Below are 16,673 nucleotides of genomic sequence, written 5' to 3'. Positions count from 1 at the left end.
TGGTTGTTTCGGGCGGCCGGGCATTCTCATAATTTCGCTATACTCTGGTGCGGTTTTTGGGGTTTCCCGTGTTGGGGCGCTTTTCGTTATTTTTTTCCCGGTTCGGCCCCCCCCCCCCACAACGGGGGTCAGGCGCCGAGCTCGTCGTCGATGAGGGCGAACAGTTCGTCGGTGGTGGCCGCTTCGAGCGCTTCGGAGCCGGATTGGCCGCCGGACAGCGTCTGGTGCAGCGCGGCGACGACCGCCTGCAGCCGGGGCAGGATGCGGGACCGGTCGATCTCTGCGGCGTCGAGCGCGGCGGCCGCCGCTTCGAGCCGGTCGAGACCGGCCTCGAGCGGGACCTCCGTCTCTCCCGCGCACAGCTGGCTCCACAGGTGCTCGGCCAGCGCCTGCGGGTTGACGTGGTCGAACGCGACCGTCGCGGGCAGCTTCAGCCCGGTGCCGGCGCCGAGCCGGTTGCGCAGGTCGACCGCGGTCACCGAGTCGAAGCCGAGTTCCTTGAACGCCCGCGCGGGCTCGATCGCGCCGCCGCCGTCGTCGTACCCGGCGACCGCGGCGACCTCGCCGCGCACCAGGTCGAGTACGGTCCGGCGCTGTTCGGCGGGGCTCAGCGAGGCCAGCCGGGTCGCGAGATCTCCCGCGCCCGCCGGTTCCGCTTCGGCCTGGTCGGCCGCGGCCTCGGGGATGCCGCGCAGCAGCGGGCGGGGCCGGGCGAGCTGGTAGACCGGCGCGAACGCGGCCCAGTCGATGTCCGCGACGACCAGTTGCGACTCGTCGTGGTCGAGTGCCTGACCGAGCGCTTCGACCGCCAGCCTCGGGTCCATCTCGGCCAATCCCATGCGGCGCAACAGATCGCTCGCGTCCGCGTCGACCATGCCGCCACCGCCCCAGGAGCCCCAGGCCACCGCGGTCGCGGTACGTCCGGCCGCACGGCGGCGTCGCGCCAGCGCGTCGAGGTAGGCGTTTCCGGCGGCGTAGGCGGGCTGGCCGGAAGTGCCCCACACGGCGGCACCGGAGGACATCAGGACGAACGCGTCGAGTTCGGTGTCGCCGAGGAGCCGGTCGAGCAGCGCGGCACCGGTGACCTTCGCCCGGATTGCCGCGGTGAACTCCTCCGGGGTGACGTCGACCAGCGCGGGTTCGCGGGTCAGCACCCCGGCGGCATGCACCACCGCGGTCGGCGGGTGCTCGGCGAGCACCTTGGACAGCGCCGTCTCGTCGGCGACGTCGCAGGCCACGACGGTGACGCGGGTGCCGGACAGCTCTTCCACCAGCTCGCGCGCGCCTTCGGCTTCGAGGCCGCGACGGCTAGTCAGCACCAGGTGTTCTGCCCCTCGTCCGGCGAGCCAGCGCGCGACGTGGCCGCCGACCGCGCCGGTGCCGCCGGTGATGAGCACGGTGCCGCGCGGCTGCCACGGTTCCGCTGCGTCCGGGCCGAGCGGTGCGTGCACCATCCGCTTGGCGAACACTCCCGACGGCCGGATCGCGACCTGGTCCTCGTCGTTGATGCCGGACACGATCGCGGCGAGCTTGGCGGCGTCAGTTGCTTCGGTGACGTCCACGAGACCGCCCCAGCTGCCAGGCTGGTCCAGGGCGACCACGGTGCCGAGGCCCCACACCGAAGCGGCCTCGGGGTCGGCGTCGGAGAACGCGTCGACTGCGACCGCGCCCCGGGTGACGACCCACGCCGGAGCGTCGATCTCGTTGTCCCGCAACGCTTGCAGCAGGGCGATCGTGGTGAGCGCCGGGTTCTCGTCGAAGGCGAGCAGCGAGAGGACGCCGTCGAACGGACGGACCGCGGTTGCCTCGCCGAGCAGTTCGGCCAGCGCCGTGCGGGTGTAGTCGGCGGCGACCAGGCGGACGACGTCGCCCTGTTCGGCCAAGGCGTCCGCGAGGTCGGCTGCTTCCGAAACCCCGGCGGGGACGACGATCAGCCAGCTGCCGGCGAGTCCGCCGGTCACGCCGGACAGCGGGGACCACGACACGCGGTAGCGCCAGGAGTCCACCGTGGACAGTTCGGTGCGGCGGCTGTGCCAGGCGGCCAGCGCCGGGACGACCTCGGCGAGCGGGGCGGTCCCGACGCCGAGCCGGGCGGCGAGCGCGTCGACGTCGCCGCCGGTCACGTCCTGCCAGAACTCCTGGTCAGCGACGGGGACAGCCGCTTCCGCGGCCGCGGCTTCCGCTTCGAGCCAGAAACGCTTGTGCTGGAAGGGATAGGTCGGCAGATCGACAATCCGGCCGCCGGGGACCAGCGAGAGCCAATCGACCGAACCGCCGCGAACCGAGTACTCGGCCATCGAGGTGGCGAACCGGGTCAGGTCGCCCTCGTCGCGGCGCAGGGTGCCGACAACCGAGCCAGCGTGCCCGGTCTCGTCCAGGGTTTCCTGAATGCTCATGGCCAGCACCGGATGCGGGCTGATCTCGATGAACCGCGTGTAGCCGGCTTCGGCGAGCTGGGCGACGACCGGCGCGAACCGGACCGTGCGGCGCAGGTTCGCGAACCAGTACGTGGCATCCACAGTGGACTCTTCCACCGCGTCGAGAGTGACCGTGGAGGTCATCGCGACGTCGCCGCGACGAGGGGTGATCGGGCCGAGGTCGGCGAGCAACCGGTCTGAAAGGTGCTCGACGTGCGCCGAATGCGACGCGTAGTCCACCGGGACCAGCTTCGCGCGGAAGCCTTCGGCGACCAGCTGGTCGCGCAGCTCTTCGAGGGCTTCGGTGTCCCCGGACAGCACCGCCGAGGTTGCGCCGTTGTCGGCCGCGACCGAAATCCGGCCGTCCCAAGCGCTAAGCCGCTCTTCCAGTTCGGTCGCCGGGAGGCCCGCCGCGAGCATGCCGCCGCCGCGTCCGCCGAGGACATCGCCAATTGCCTTGCTTCGCAGAGCAACCACCAGCGCACCGTCCTCAAGCGACAGTGCCCCCGAGACGGTCGCCGCAGCGATCTCGCCCTGCGAGTGGCCGATCACCATGTCCGGCTCGACACCGTGCGCACGCCACAGCGCGGCGAGCGACACCATCACCGCCCACAGCATCGGCTGCACCACATCGACCCGGTCAGCGGGCGGGGTGCCCGGCTCGCCGCGTAGAACGGCGATGACCGACCAGTCGGTGAACTTCCGCAGCGCGGTGTCGCATTCGGACATCCGGGCGGCGAAAGCGGGCGACTGCTCGATGAGGTCGAGCGCCATGCCAGTCCACTGTGAACCCTGGCCAGGGAAGACGAAGACGGTTCGACCGCGCACGTCCGCGGTTCCGGTGATCACGTCCGGGCGGGAGGCGCCGGAAGCCAACGCGCGCAACGCTTCCTCGGCCTGCTTGCGGTCCTGCGCGACGACCACCGCGCGGTGGTCCAGCGGCGCGCGACCGGCGACGAGAGTGTGCACGACATCGGCGAGGTCACTGTCCACTTGCGCCAGTTGAGCGGCGGACTCGGCCAGCGCGGCAGGCGTCTTCGCCGACAGCGCCAACGGGTAGACGGGAGCCGGAGCGGCCTCGACGACCTCCGCGGCCGGGGCTTGCTCCAGGATCACGTGCGCGTTCGTCCCGCTGACACCGAACGACGACACCGCCGCCCGCCGCGGCCGATTCACCTCGGGCCAAGCCTGCGGTTCGGTGAGCAGTTCGACCGCGCCGGACGTCCAGTCGACGTGCTTCGACGGCGTCCCGACGTGCAGCGTCTTCGGCAGCCGAGCGTGCTGCAGCGCCTGCACCATCTTGATCACGCCCGCGACACCGGCTGCGGCCTGCGGGTGTCCCATGTTCGACTTGATCGACCCGAGCAGCAACGGTGCGCCGCTGCTGCGCTGGCCGTAGGTTTCCAGCAGCGACTGCGCTTCGATCGGGTCGCCCAGCGCAGTTCCGGTGCCGTGCGCCTCGACAGCGTCCACATCGGACACCGACAACCCAGCGTCCGCGAGCGCGGCCTCGATCACGCGGACCTGCGAAGGACCGTTGGGAGCGGAGAAACCGTTGCTGGCCCCGTCCTGGTTGACCGCTGAACCGCGCAGCAGCGCGAGCACGCGGTGCCCGTTGCGCTGCGCGTCGGAAAGCCGCTCCAGAACCAGCACGCCGACGCCTTCGGCCCACGAAGTGCCGTCCGCGTCGTCGGAGAACGACTTGCTCCGGCCGTCCGCCGCGAGACCGCGACGGCTGCAGAAGTCCACGAACATCTCCGGCGTGCCCATCACCGCGACGCCGCTCGCCAGCGCGAGCGTGCAGTCGCCGCGACGCAGCCCTTGCGCGGCCATGTGCAGTGCGACCAGCGAAGACGAGCACGCGGTGTCCACCGACACCGACGGTCCTTCGAGGCCGAGGGTGTAGGAGACCTGGCCGGACACCAGGCTGCCGTCTGGGCTGCCACCGCTGTAGTCGTGATACATCACGCCGGCGTAGACGCCGGTCGAGCTGCCCTTGAGCCCGTGCGGGTCGAGCCCGGCGCGTTCGAACGCCTCCCAGGAGGCTTCGAGCAGGATCCGCTGCTGCGGGTCGGCGCGGCGGGCGTCCCGCGGGCTGATGCCGAAGAACTCGGCGTCGAAATCCGCCGCCTGGTAAAGGAAACCGCCGTGCCGCGTGTAGGTCTTGCCGGGCCGCTCGGGCACCGGGTCGTAGACGCCCTCGATGTCCCAGCCGCGGTCGGCCGGGAACTCCCCGATCGCGTCGCGGCCCTCATCGACGAGGTCCCACAGGTCGTCCGGCGTCCGCACGCCCCCGGGGTAACGGCAGCTCATGCCGATGATCGCGATCGGCTCGGTGTCGCGGGCCTCCAGCTCGTGCAGCCGGCGGCGGGCCTGCTTCAGATCGGCCGTCGCACGCTTCAGATAGTCGCGGAGCTTGTCCTCGTTGCTCATGGTCTGCCCGTTCATGAGATGCCCAATTCGTCGTCCAGCACGGCAAACAGCTCGTCGTCAGTGGCCTCGTCCAGATCGGCTTCGGTTTCGGCGCCGGCGTGCGCGTCGGCCCACTTGCGCACCAGCGCGTCCAGCCGGGCAGCGACCTTCGCGGTCGACCCGTTCAGCGTTCCGGCCGCACCGCCGAGGAGGGTTTCCAGGCGGTCGATCTCGGTCAGCAGCGGTTCGGCCGGGCCCCGGCCGGCGCCGAGGAGGGCGTGCAGCCGCCGGGCCAGCGCGGCCGGGGTCGGATGGTCGAACACGATGGTCGCGGTGAGCTTGAGCCCGGTCCGCGCGCCGAGCTGGTTGCGCAGCTCGACCGAGGTGAGCGAGTCGAACCCCATCTCCTGGAAGGCGCGCTCCGGTTCGACCGCGGCGGCGTTCGCGAAGCCGAGAATCGCCGCGACCTGCTCCGACACCAGGCCCAACAGGTATTCCTCGCGTTCGGCCTCGGGCACGGTCGCCAACCGGGGTGCGGCGGCCGGAGCCTTTTTGGCGGGACGGCGCACCATCTTGCGGAGGACTGGCGGCAGGTCGTCGGCCCGGGCGCGCAGCGCGGCCTGGTCCAGGCGGACCGGGGCCAGCACGGGTTCGGCCGAGGCGAGGCAGGCGTCCAAGAGGGCGAGTGCTTCGCCGGTCGCCATCGGCGGCGTGCCCAGGCGACGGAGCCGGCGGAAGTCCGCTTCGGACAGTTCGCCCGCCATGCCGCCGTCTTCGGACCACGCGCCCCAGCACAGCGAGGTCGCCGGAAGTCCTTGTGCGCGACGGTGTTCGGCCAGTTCGTCGAGGAAGGCGTTGGCGGCGGCGTATCCGGCTTGCCCGGCCGCGAGGACTGTGCTGGCGGCCGACGAGAACAGGACGAACGCGTCGAGGTCGCTCGTCAGCTCGTGCAAGTTCCAGGCACCGTCGACCTTCGGCGCGAAGACGCGGGAGGTCTCTTCCTCGGTCAGCGTTTCGACGCGTCCAGCAGACGGCACGCCCGCCGCGTGGATGACCGCAGAGAGCGGACCGACCGTGGCGAGGAGCTTCCGCACCGACTCCGCTTCGGTGACGTCGCAGCTTTCGACCGCGACGGTCGCGCCGAGTGCGGTCAGCTCGTCGCGCAGCTCGGCCGCACCGGGCGCGTTTGCTCCGCGACGGCTGGTCAGCACGAGGTTCCGCACGCCGTGTTTCGTCACGAGGTGCCGGGCGACGACCGCGCCGAGTCCGCCGGTACCGCCGGTGACCAGTACCTTGTCCCAGTTCAGCTCGGTCGGTTCGGTGGCGACGGTGGTGAAACGCGGGGCGAAGACCTGGCCCTTGCGGACCGCGGTTTCCGGCTCGCCGGTGGCCAAAGCCGCCTCGGGATCGCCGTCGACCAGCGCGAACCGGCCAGGGTTCTCCGCCGCGGCGGCACGGACCAGACCCCAGGCCGGGGCCAGCGCCGGATCGACGTCCTCGCCGTGCACGGACACCGCACCGCGCGTGACCACGGCCAGGCGACCTTCGCCGTCGAGCGTTTCCTGGATCGCCGCGAGCACCTTCGCCGCGACTGCGCGCGCCGCTTCCGGCACTCGACGCTCCGGAGTGGACACTTCGAGAATCCGGAAGTCGTGCTGTTCGCCGATGCCGGAGACCGGCTCCCAGCTGGTGCGGTACAGCGCGTCTTTCGCCGGGGCCAGCTTGAGCGCCCGCGCAGCGAGTGCGTCGACGGTGAGCACCGGGCCGCCAGTGGCGTCGGCGATCTGCAGGGTGATCGCGTCGGTGCCTGCCGGGGCGACGCGGACTCGCAGCGACGACGCGCCCGGCGAGTGCACCGTGGTGCCGCTGAACGAGAACGGCAGCATCGGTGCGGCACCGTCTTCCGGGGCCGGGCCGATGAGTTGCGCGTGCATCGCGGCGTCGAGCAGGGCGGGGTGGACGCCGTAGTCGCGGGCTTCGGCAGTGTCGGGAAGCGTGACTTCCGCGTAGACGACATCGCCGTCTCGCCACATCGCTTGCAGGCCCTGGAAAGCCGGGCCGTAGTCGTAACCGAGCGCGGCGAGGGTTGTGTACGGGTCGTCCAGCTCGACCTTCGTGGCACCGGCGGGCGGCCATTCGGTGAGGTCGAACGACGGCGATTCCGCCTTCGGGGCAACGAAACCGCTCGCGTGCCGAGTCCAGGCTTCGGCGCTGTCCGGTCGCGAGTGGACAGTGACCGAGCGACGGCCGTTCTCGTCCGGAGCCTCGACGGAGACCTGGATCGACGCGCTTTCGGTGAGGGTGAGCGGCGCTTCGAGGGTGAGTTCCTCGATGTGGGCGCATCCGGCCTCGTCGGCGGCACGGTGCGCCAGTTCGACAAACGCCGTTCCGGGCACCAGGGCCGTGCCGAGGACGACGTGGTCGGCGACCCAGCCGACCGTGTTGGTCGACAGACGCCCGGTGAGTACCACGGAGTCGGTTTCCGGCAGGTGGACGACGGAACTCAGCATCGGGTGCCCGGCGGGCCGCTGGCCGTGCTGGGTCGCGTCGCCGCTGGTCGTGTCGGCGGGGAGCCAGTAGCGGGTCCGGCGGAAGGCGTAGGTCGGCAGCTCGACGCGGCGCGCGCCCGGGTAGAAGGCTGTCCAGTCGACCGGGACTCCGCGTGCGTGCAGGGTCGCGAACGCGGTGACGACTGCGACCGCTTCGTCCTTGTCCTTGCGCTGGGCCGGGACGAACGCGAGGGTGTCGTCGTCGAACCCGTTCTGCGCGGCGGCGGTGAGCACCGCGGACGGTCCAATCTCGACAAACGTTCGGACGCCTTCGTCCACCAGTGTCTGGACCCCGGCGTGGAACCGGACTGCAGCGCGGACTTGGCGGACCCAGTAGTCCGGAGTGGACAGATCCTCGCCGGTGCCGACTGTGGAGACGATCGGGAGCTGTGGCTTCGCGTAGGTGAGTTTTTCCGCCACGACGGCGAATTCGGCGAGCATCGGTTCCATCAGCGGCGAGTGGAACGCGTGCGACACCTTGAGCTTCGAGGACTTCCGTCCCTCGAACTGCGCCACCACAGCGGCGACGGCTTCCTCAGTGCCGGAAAGCACGACGGAGTCCGGGCCGTTGATCGCGGCGATGCTGACCTGGTCGTTCAGCTGCGGCGTGACCTCTTCCTCGGTCGCCTGCAGAGCCACCATCGAACCGCCAGCCGGGAGCGCCTGCATCAGCCGCGCCCGCGCGCCGACCAACGCGGCCGCGTCCGGAAGCGAAAGAATCCCGGCGACGTGCGCGGCGGCGAGTTCGCCGATCGAGTGGCCGAGCAGGAAGTCCGGCTTGATCCCCCACGACTCCAGCAACCGGAACAGCGCCACCTCGACCGCGAACAACGCGGGCTGGGTGAAACCAGTGCGCTCCAGCTCGGCGGCGTCGTCAAGAACTGTCTTCAGTGGACGGTCCAGGTGCGGGTCAAGTTCGGCGCACACAGCGTCGAAAGCCTCGGCGAACACCGGGTACTTCGCGGCCAATTCCGTGCCCATCCCAGCGCGCTGGGCACCCTGGCCGGTGAAGAGGAACGCCGTACGGCCGTTGGTGCGGCGACCACGAACCACCTCACGCGTGGCACCGACGAGCACCGCGCGGTGGTCAAGCATGGACCTGGTGGTGGCCAAGGAGAAACCGATGTCGCTCGGTGAGCCTTCGAGGTCCGAGAGCTGGTTCAGCTGAGCATCGAGGGTGTCCGCGCTGTCCGCAGACACCGGCCACGCGAGCACCGGCGCTTCCACCGGTGCAGCGGCGTCCTCGACCGGCTCAGCCTGCTCGACAATCACGTGCGCGTTGGTGCCGCTGATCCCGAACGACGACACCGCGGCGCGACGGGCGCGTCCGGTCTCCGGCCACGGGCGGGCCTCGGTAAGCAGCTCGACATCGCCAGCGGACCAGTCCACGTGCGGCGAGGGCGCGTCGACGTGCAGCGTCTTCGGCAGCACGCCGTGCCGGATCGCTTCCACGACCTTGATCACGCCACCGACCCCGGCCGCGGCCTGGGTGTGGCCGATGTTCGACTTGAGCGAGCCCAGCCACAGCGGCTCGGTGCGGTCCTGGCCATACGTCGCCAGCAATGCCTGCGCCTCGATCGGGTCGCCGAGCTTCGTACCGGTGCCGTGGCCCTCGACGAGGTCGACGTCGGCAGTGGTCAGTCCGGCCGATTCCAGTGCCTGGCGGATCACCCGCTGCTGCGCGGGTCCATTAGGGACAGTCAGACCGCTGGACGCGCCATCGGAGTTCACCGCGGAGCCGCGAATCACGGCCAACACCGGGTGCCCGTTGCGACGGGCTTCGGAAAGCCGTTCGACTACAAGGACACCCGCGCCCTCGCCCCAGCCCGTGCCGTCGGCCGCAGCGGCGAACGCCTTGCAGCGGCCGTCGTCGGAAAGCCCGCGCTGCTCGGAGAAGTACACGAAAGTTTCGGGGGTGGCCATCACCGTCACACCGCCGACCAGCGCCAGCGAGCAGTCCCCGCGGCGAAGTGCCTGCGCTGCCCAGTGGAGCGCGACGAGCGACGACGAGCACGCGGTATCCACGCTCACTGCCGGTCCCTCGAGTCCGAGCGCGTAAGCGACCCGGCCCGAGACGACGCTGCCAGCGGCCGCGTGTCCGGCGTAGTCGTGGTACATCACGCCGGTGAACACGCCGGTTTCGCTGCCCCGCAACGTCTCCGGCACGATCCCGGCCCGTTCCAGCGCGGTCCACGAGGTTTCCAGCAGGATCCGCTGCTGCGCGTCCATCGCGAGCGCCTCGCGCGGCGAGATGCCGAAGAACTCCGGGTCGAATTCCGCCGCGTCGTACAGGAATCCGGCCTCGCGCGTGTTCGTGGTGCCGGGTCGTTCGCCGGCGGGGTCGTACAGCGTGTCCAGCGGCCAGCCGCGGTCCTCCGGGAACCCGCCGATCGCGTCGGTTCCGGTGGCGACGAGGTTCCACAGGTCCTCGGGCGACGCGACGCCGCCCGGGTACCGGCAGGCCATGCCGACGATCGCGATCGGCTCGCCGTCGCGCTCGCGCGTTTCCTGCAGTGCCCGCTTCGCTTCGCGAAGATCGGTCGTCGCGCGTTTGAGGTAGGCGAGCAGTTTGCGCTCGTTCTCGCCCCCGGACTGGATGTCGCTACTCACGCCAATCGCCCCGCCTAACCGCGAAAAGGGTGGAAAGTGCCACGTCGGGAACGCTACCGACGGCGCTGGCGTGCCCCCACCCCTAGCGGCCCCACATTCAGCTGGCCAGCGCGGCGGCGACCGCGCGAGGGGCCGGCAACGCGGCCACCTCCGCACGCAACGCGTCCGCACCGGCGCGAAGCGTTTCGTCGGTCAGCCGGGAAATCCCTTCCGGCGCACCGGAAATACCGGCACCCACTGCGGTGACGCGAGTGCCGAAAGCGGACTCGGTCAACGTCAGCTGTGGCAGTCCATACGCCACCGCAGCGAGCGCCAGAGCCTCGTCACCGTCGTGCACCACCGCCGCACAGGTCGGCAGCACAGCAGCCGGTGGCACGGCGTCGACAAGCTTTATCTTCTGTGGCAAGGAAAGCCCAGCAGGCAGGTCTGCCGCGCAGACGATTTCAGCGTCTACATCGGACACCGCACGGAAGACCGGCTCATACCAAGCCGGGTCGGTCAGCGACAGGAGAATGCGAGCGCGGCGGGCTTTGCGGCGCAACCAAGTCGGCACCTCGATCGGACCGAAGTACGGGACATGCCGCAATGACTGCCCTGAAGAGCCGTTGTCCCGCAACGAAGGCGGCACGACGTCGATCGTGTGGTCCGCCGTGGCGTCGGGTTCGTCCTGCGGCCCAAGAACCCGTACCGCCTTGGCGTCAACCGCACGGGCGGCGGTGATTCCGGCAGGGGCGTTTGACACCACCACCGAGGGCCGCCACAGTTGCGCGAACTCGGTCAGCGCGGCGGATTCGGTCAGCGCGCTGTCGCCGTCCTCCAGCTCGACCGCGACGCAGCCGGTGCGGAGGATGTCCTCGACGAACGCTGGCCGTCCGGCGATTTTCACGTCGTGCCCGGCGGTCCGCAGCGCCCACGCGAGGGGCACCAGGGTGTGCAGACGGGCCGTTGACGACGGCGCGGCCAGGAGTACACGCATGGGATCACTCCAGATACGACAGAAACCGGGCCGGCCCGGTGTGGACAGTCGTTACGAGACTATCCACCCCGGGCCGGCCCGGCGTACCCCTAGAAACCGCTACTGGCCGGGCATTTTCACCGCTTCGATGGCGTTGTGGCGCATCGCCAGGCGGGCCGAGAGCGCGGTCGCCGGCCACACGATCAGGAAGATCGCGAGCACGACGCCGAGGAACACCCAGATCGGCCCCGACGGGATGATCTCGCCGGTGGTCAGCGCCATCGGCACCACGGTGAAGAGCGAGATCACGATGCCGAGCACCAGCCCGGTCACCGCCACGATCCCGCCTTCCACGAACAGCATCCGCCGGATCTGCCCGCGGTCCGCGCCGGCGAGCCGTTGCGCGCCGAACTCCCGGCGGCGGGCCAGCACGGCCACCGCGAGCGTGTTCACCGCTGCGATCGCGGCGTACGCGATGGCGAGCACGGCCAGCAGGTAGTTGATCAGCGCCTCGACGTCGGCACTCGCCTGGAAACTCGCGGCGAGCGCACTGTCGTCGCCGACCGTCACGCCGGGCCAGTCCTTCGCCCGGTCGGACAGCGCCGACACGATCGCGCTGGCGTCGCCTCCCTGCACGAGCACCTGCGACGCCAGGCCGCTGGTGGTGTGCGCGGCCAGGAGTTCGGCGGGCAGCACCATGCTCGCGTAGCTGGACGGGCTGTCCAGCAGCGCGACCACAGTCACCGGGACCTGCGCCCCGTCGCCCAGCCGCATCTTGATCTTGGCTCCGACCTTGACCTCGAGTTTGTCGGCGACCGACGCGGGCAGCGCCACGGAATTCCCGCGCAGTGCGGTGAGCGAGCCTTCGGTGACCTCGGTGGCGAGCACCGTGCCGCCTTGGTCCTGCGCGGCGACGCCCAGCAGCCGCAAGGGGTCGCTTCCGTTGCCGTCATAGGGCTCTTCGACCCAGCCGGAGCTGGTGACGAGCGGCGACGACGTCGAAACCCCTGGCGTGCTGCGGATCTGCGCCAGCTGGTCCGGCGAGAAACCGCCCGCGGTCGAGGTGACCACCGCGTCCGCCTTCAACTGCCCGGCGTACGCGGCGATCTGCGCCTTTTGCGCGGTCGTCTCGGAATACACGTTGCCGAGCGCGACCGCGCTGGCGAGCGTGATCGGCGTGAGCACGGCAGCGAACGCGACGGCCCGCGCCCGGGTGTTGATGACCGCGAGCGTGGCGTCGCGACCGGCGACCCGGCGCACGAACGGACCGAACCGGTCCACCACCCAGGCGATGATCTCCGGGCCGAGCAGTGCGACACCGATCGCGCCGGTGAGCACCGCCGGACCGCCGATCGCCGCCGCGGTGTCGGCGGGCATGAAGATCGTGGTCGCGGCGAGCAGCACGGTGGCCGCGCCGCAGATCAACGCGCCCATGCGGCGCATCGCGTTCACCTTGACGCCCGGGATCGCCGCTTCGGCCAGCGCCTGGATGGGCCGTGCGCGCGCGGCGGCCAGCGCGGCGAACCACGCGGCCCCGAAGGTGATCGCGAGCGTGGCGACGATTCCCGCCGCGAACGCGATGATGTCCTGGGTGAAGGCGAGTTCGTCCGGCACGATGCCGAGCGAGCCGCTGGTGCTGAAGATCCAGTTCCCGAGCAGGCTGCCCAGGAACGCCCCGCACACCGCCGCGATCGCGCCGACCGCCATCGTCTCCATGACGACCATGCGGTGCACCTGTTTCGGCGTCGCCCCGGTCGCCCGCAGCAGCGCGAGTTCCTGCTGCCGCTGCCGGACGGTGAGGCTGATCGTCGCGGAGACCACCAGCGCCATCACGACCAGGACCATTCCGCCGAATACTGCGGCGAGCAGGATCAGCGGCAGCTGGCTTCCGCTCACTCCGAGGAATTCGGCCGAACCGCGGTCGTCTCCGGTCAGCACGGTGAGCGAAGGAACCTGCTCTGAGATCTTTCCGGCCAGGTCTGCCGCGTCAACCCCGTCGGCTGGAAAAACGCCGACGAGCCCGACCGTGCCGGGATGCGGGTTGAACCGCTGAGCGTCCGCGACGGAGAAGAAGAACGCGGGCGCGCGCACAGTCTGCGACGGCTGCGCGACCCCGGAAACCTGGAACGACTGCCGCTGCCCGTTCACCGCCAAGTCGACGGCCGCTCCCGCGTGCACCCCGGCCGCGGACGCGGTGGCCGCGTCGAGCACGACCTGTCCCGGCGTGTTCGGAGCCGCGCCCTCGGTGAGCTTGTATCCGCCCAGCGAAGCCGAATCCCAGCCGTGTCCGGAAAGGACAGACGCGCCCGGTTCGGCGGGCGCGCCGTCGTGCAGCAGCACCGCCGCGAACGAGAGGTCCGGAACCGCCTGCCCGACGCCCTGCACCGCGGAGATCTTCGCGACCTGGTCCTCCGGCAGCACCGCACGCTCTGCGTACGGGACGACCTGGGATTCCTCGTCCGGCAGCTTGAACGCGGCGGATCCGCCGACCACGACCGGAGCCGCGGACAACCGCTGCGGCACCGCCTTCAGCACGATCGCCGTCTCGAACAGCCCGGCGCACGCGATCAGCAGGCCGCACCCGACGAGGATGGCCACGAACGACGCGAGCGACGCCGCCGCGCGGTACCGGAGGCTCGACAGCGCGAGCGCGAGCACCACTCGCCGCGAACTCACCGTTGCCCCCGCGCTTGCTCGCCGAGGTGCGCCAGCGTGCTCGCGACCGCGTCGACACTGGGCGTGGCCATCTGCGTGACGATCCGGCCGTCGACCAGGAACAGCACGTTGTCCGCGTGGGACGCCGCGACCGGGTCGTGGGTGACCATCACGATGGTCTGGCCCGCGCTGACCAGCTCGCGCATCAGGCCGAGCACCTCGAGCGCCGTGGTGGTGTCAAGCGCGCCAGTGGGCTCATCGGCGAACACCACCGCCGGGCGAGCGGCGAGCGCGCGGGCGATCGCGACGCGCTGCTGCTGTCCGCCGGACAGTTCGCCAGGCCGGTGCTTCACGCGCTGGGACAGCCCGACGCGCGCGATCACCTGGTCCACCCACGCCTTGTCCGGCGCACGGCCGGCCAGCAGCGTGGGCAGCGTGACGTTCTGTTCCACGTTCAGCGCCGGCATCAGGTTGAACGACTGGAAAATGAACGCGACGTGCTCGCGGCGCAGTTCGGTGAGCTGCGTTTCGTTCTTGCCCTTGAGGTCGGTCCCGACGAGCGTGACCTTCCCCGAGGTGGGCGTGTCCAGCCCGGCCGCGCAGTGCAGCAACGTGCTCTTGCCCGAACCGGACGGGCCCATCACCGCGGTGAAGGTGCCCGCCGGGAAGGCGACGGACACGCCAGCCAGCGCCTCGACGGCGCTTTCGCCGCGGCCGTAAGTCTTGTGCACCGCGTCCAGTTGGACCGGTGTCGCCACGGAAGTGGTGGTGGGCACGTCGTTCACTCCGATCCGTTCCCGGAACCGCGGCGCTCGAGCGACCACCACACCGCGAGCACGATCGCGCCGCCGCCCAGCGTCCACAGCCAGAAGGGCGATTTGAACGACATGCTGATGAGGCTCATCAGCAGCCAGATCACGAACTGGACGCCCGTGATGACGCCCCAGGCGATCGTGACGATGCGGCGAGCGAGTCCGCTCCCGGAGCGGGTCTTCTCGGTGCTCTCCGACATGAGGCCCCCCAATACGGCTTCGACGGAGTCGGGATTAATTGTGTAAGGCTTGAACAGTTTAGCGGACCCCAGGTGATCGGGGAACCCCGGGCTTGCTCAGGAGGCCCTGCCCGCCGAAGCACGGGCTCGCCGGTCGAAGTCCCGGACGCTCCACACCCCCGCGACCAGCACTCCGCCGCCGAGCAGCACCCAGACCAGCCACAGCGGATCCCACTGCCCGCCGATGACCCCGATCCCGAACCAGATCAGCGTGTTGACCGCCGCGACCAGCACGAACAGCCCGAACGCGAGCCTCGGCGCGGCCTCCAGCAACGGCGGCGGCGAAACCGAGGTGCGCCCCTCGACCGCGGCCCGCAGCGCCGCGTGCGACCCGGCGAGCCGGATCCGGGCCAGCCTGCGGGCGGCTTCCTGCCCGTCGCAAGCACCTTCGGAGCGGGCGTGCTCGACCTCGGTCGCCGCCAGCTTCCGGTCCAGTTCGGTGACCTTCCCGAACCCGAACCGGTTGGTCTCGCTCACGTTGGCTCGCCCCCAGACCAGATCAGTGTAAGACTTGCACAGTTTACTGAAAGACGTACCGGAGCGAAAGATGCCGATCGAGCCCGATCCCCGCACCCTGCCGCCGGGCCTGTCCCCGGCCTGGCTGGGCGGCCCGCGCCCCCGCCGCGGACCGAAGCCGTCGCACACCGTCGAGGCGGTGGTCGCGGCCGCCGTCGAGCTGGCCGACACCGAAGGACTGACAGCCGCGTCGCTGCCGAACATCGCGTCCGCACTCGGGCTGACGACCAACGCGCTGTACCGCTACATAGGCTCGAAAGACGAACTGCTGATCCTCCTGGCCGAGGCCGGCTTCGGCCCGCCCCCGCCCGCCCCCGTCGGCCCGGACTGGCGCTCCGCTGTGCGCACCTGGGCCGACGCAGCCACAAAACGCTACGCCTCCCGCCCGTGGCTGCTGGACGTTCGCGAAGGCCTTACCCCGCACCGCCTCCGCTGGACCGAACAGCTTCTGGCCGTCTTCACCGAGGCTGGTTTGTCCACAGTGGACGCCCTGTCGTGCGCCGAGCTGGTCTCCGCCGTGGTCCGCGCCACCGCAGACCGTCGCCGGACAGTCGCCGACCCGGATTCGCCGGAATCCACCGAATACGTGGCTGATGTGCGGGCGTTCCTGCAACCGCGATTGGCTGAGGGCGACTATCCGCATTTGGCTGAATTGGCGGAGGCTCGGGAGTTTCCTGCCGCCGCTCCTGAGGACTTCGCCCTGGAGCGAGTCTTGGACGGGATCGCCGCGCTGCTCCCCTGACCGGTTCGTGAGGGTTCTCTTCACGGACTTCGCTGCCGTGAGGGGAACCTTCACAGCCCCTGATTCCCCCAGGGTTCCCCTCACGACCCACCGCCGCGATGCACCCAATGTGGCATTCGGTGCGTCCCACGCACCCAATGTGGCATTCGGTGCGTCAGATGCACCCAATGCCACATTGGGGTTCGCGGGTGGAGAGTGGGTTGGCGGCAGTCGGCGGGGGGGTTGGGTGGGCCGGTTCGATGCGGGGTCCACGGCCCGGTCTAGTGGGTAGGCTGGTTCGCGGCGGTTCGCGGCCGTTCGCGGCCGTTCGCGGCCGGGTCCGGGGCCCCGGTTCGACGAGTGGTCCGGTTCGCCGCAGCGCACGGTGAAGCCCGCGGTCCCAGTTGGGGGGTGAGCCGGTTTGCCGCGGCACGCGGCGAAGCCCGTGGCCCCGATTGGGCAGGTAGGCCGGTTCACCGCGGCACGCGGCAAGGCCCGCGGTCCCGATTGGGCCTGTAGGCCGGTTCGCCGCGACACGCGGCGAATCCCCCATCCCCGGTTGGTCAGGCAGGTCCGCGTGGGACTCGGTTGTGTCGGCGAGTTGAACACCCGCACACACCCCCACCCCCACAACCGCCGCCACCCCACCCCGCGAAACCCAGGCAGCCAGCCCCCGCCCTGCACCCCGATACGAAGCCAAAAATGCGGGAGGAGGGTGCTTGTCAAGGCATCTTTCCCGCCTTGACAAGCACCCTCCACCCGTGCTCACACACGGCTTCGGGGTGCC

7 protein-coding genes and 1 pseudogene are annotated in these 16,673 nt (G+C 70.6%); 1 reads left to right on the top strand and 7 read right to left on the bottom strand.

The annotated features are described in order from the left end of the window. Window positions 1-128: 128 nt before the first annotated feature. From ACWGIC_RS19010 to ACWGIC_RS18980, 7 genes and pseudogenes are all read right to left on the bottom strand, one after another. Window positions 129-4,850, bottom strand: coding sequence for a type I polyketide synthase (locus ACWGIC_RS19010; protein ID WP_452077252.1), 4,722 nt, complete (start codon window positions 4,848-4,850; stop codon window positions 129-131). An 11-nt stretch (window positions 4,851-4,861) separates the two neighbouring features. Next, window positions 4,862-9,868, bottom strand: a pseudogene (locus ACWGIC_RS19005) (type I polyketide synthase); the annotation flags it as partial. A gap of 217 nt (window positions 9,869-10,085) precedes the next feature. Further along, window positions 10,086-10,964, bottom strand: a complete 879-nt coding sequence (locus tag ACWGIC_RS19000) for a nucleotide disphospho-sugar-binding domain-containing protein (protein ID WP_452077251.1) — start codon at window positions 10,962-10,964, stop codon at window positions 10,086-10,088. Between the two features lie 99 nt (window positions 10,965-11,063). Further along, window positions 11,064-13,619, bottom strand: coding sequence for an ABC transporter permease (locus ACWGIC_RS18995; RefSeq protein WP_452077250.1), 2,556 nt, complete (start codon window positions 13,617-13,619; stop codon window positions 11,064-11,066). Next, entirely contained in the window at window positions 13,616-14,383 is a 768-nt protein-coding gene (locus ACWGIC_RS18990; RefSeq protein ID WP_452077249.1) for an ABC transporter ATP-binding protein, read from the bottom strand. Before ACWGIC_RS18990 ends, ACWGIC_RS18995 begins: the two co-directional genes overlap by 4 nt. Beyond that, window positions 14,380-14,610 (bottom strand): hypothetical protein, encoded by a 231-nt coding sequence (locus ACWGIC_RS18985; RefSeq protein WP_452077248.1) that lies wholly within the window; start codon window positions 14,608-14,610, stop codon window positions 14,380-14,382. The genes ACWGIC_RS18990 and ACWGIC_RS18985 overlap by 4 nt, the downstream gene beginning before the upstream one ends. Before the next feature lie 96 nt (window positions 14,611-14,706). Further along, window positions 14,707-15,126, bottom strand: a complete 420-nt coding sequence (locus tag ACWGIC_RS18980) for a hypothetical protein (protein ID WP_452077247.1) — start codon at window positions 15,124-15,126, stop codon at window positions 14,707-14,709. 70 nt (window positions 15,127-15,196) lie between these two features. Between ACWGIC_RS18980 and ACWGIC_RS18975 the strand changes: the two genes are divergently transcribed. Continuing rightward, window positions 15,197-15,907 carry a TetR/AcrR family transcriptional regulator C-terminal domain-containing protein gene (locus tag ACWGIC_RS18975; RefSeq protein ID WP_452077246.1) on the top strand — a complete coding sequence of 237 codons (711 nt, stop codon included), beginning with the start codon at window positions 15,197-15,199 and terminating at the stop codon, window positions 15,905-15,907. The last annotated feature ends 766 nt before the right edge of the window (window positions 15,908-16,673 follow it).

Source organism: Amycolatopsis sp. NPDC054798, from assembly GCF_053611505.1.
The sequence above is the reverse complement of the archived record's forward strand: the minus strand, read 5'-3'. Positions and strand labels throughout refer to the sequence as shown.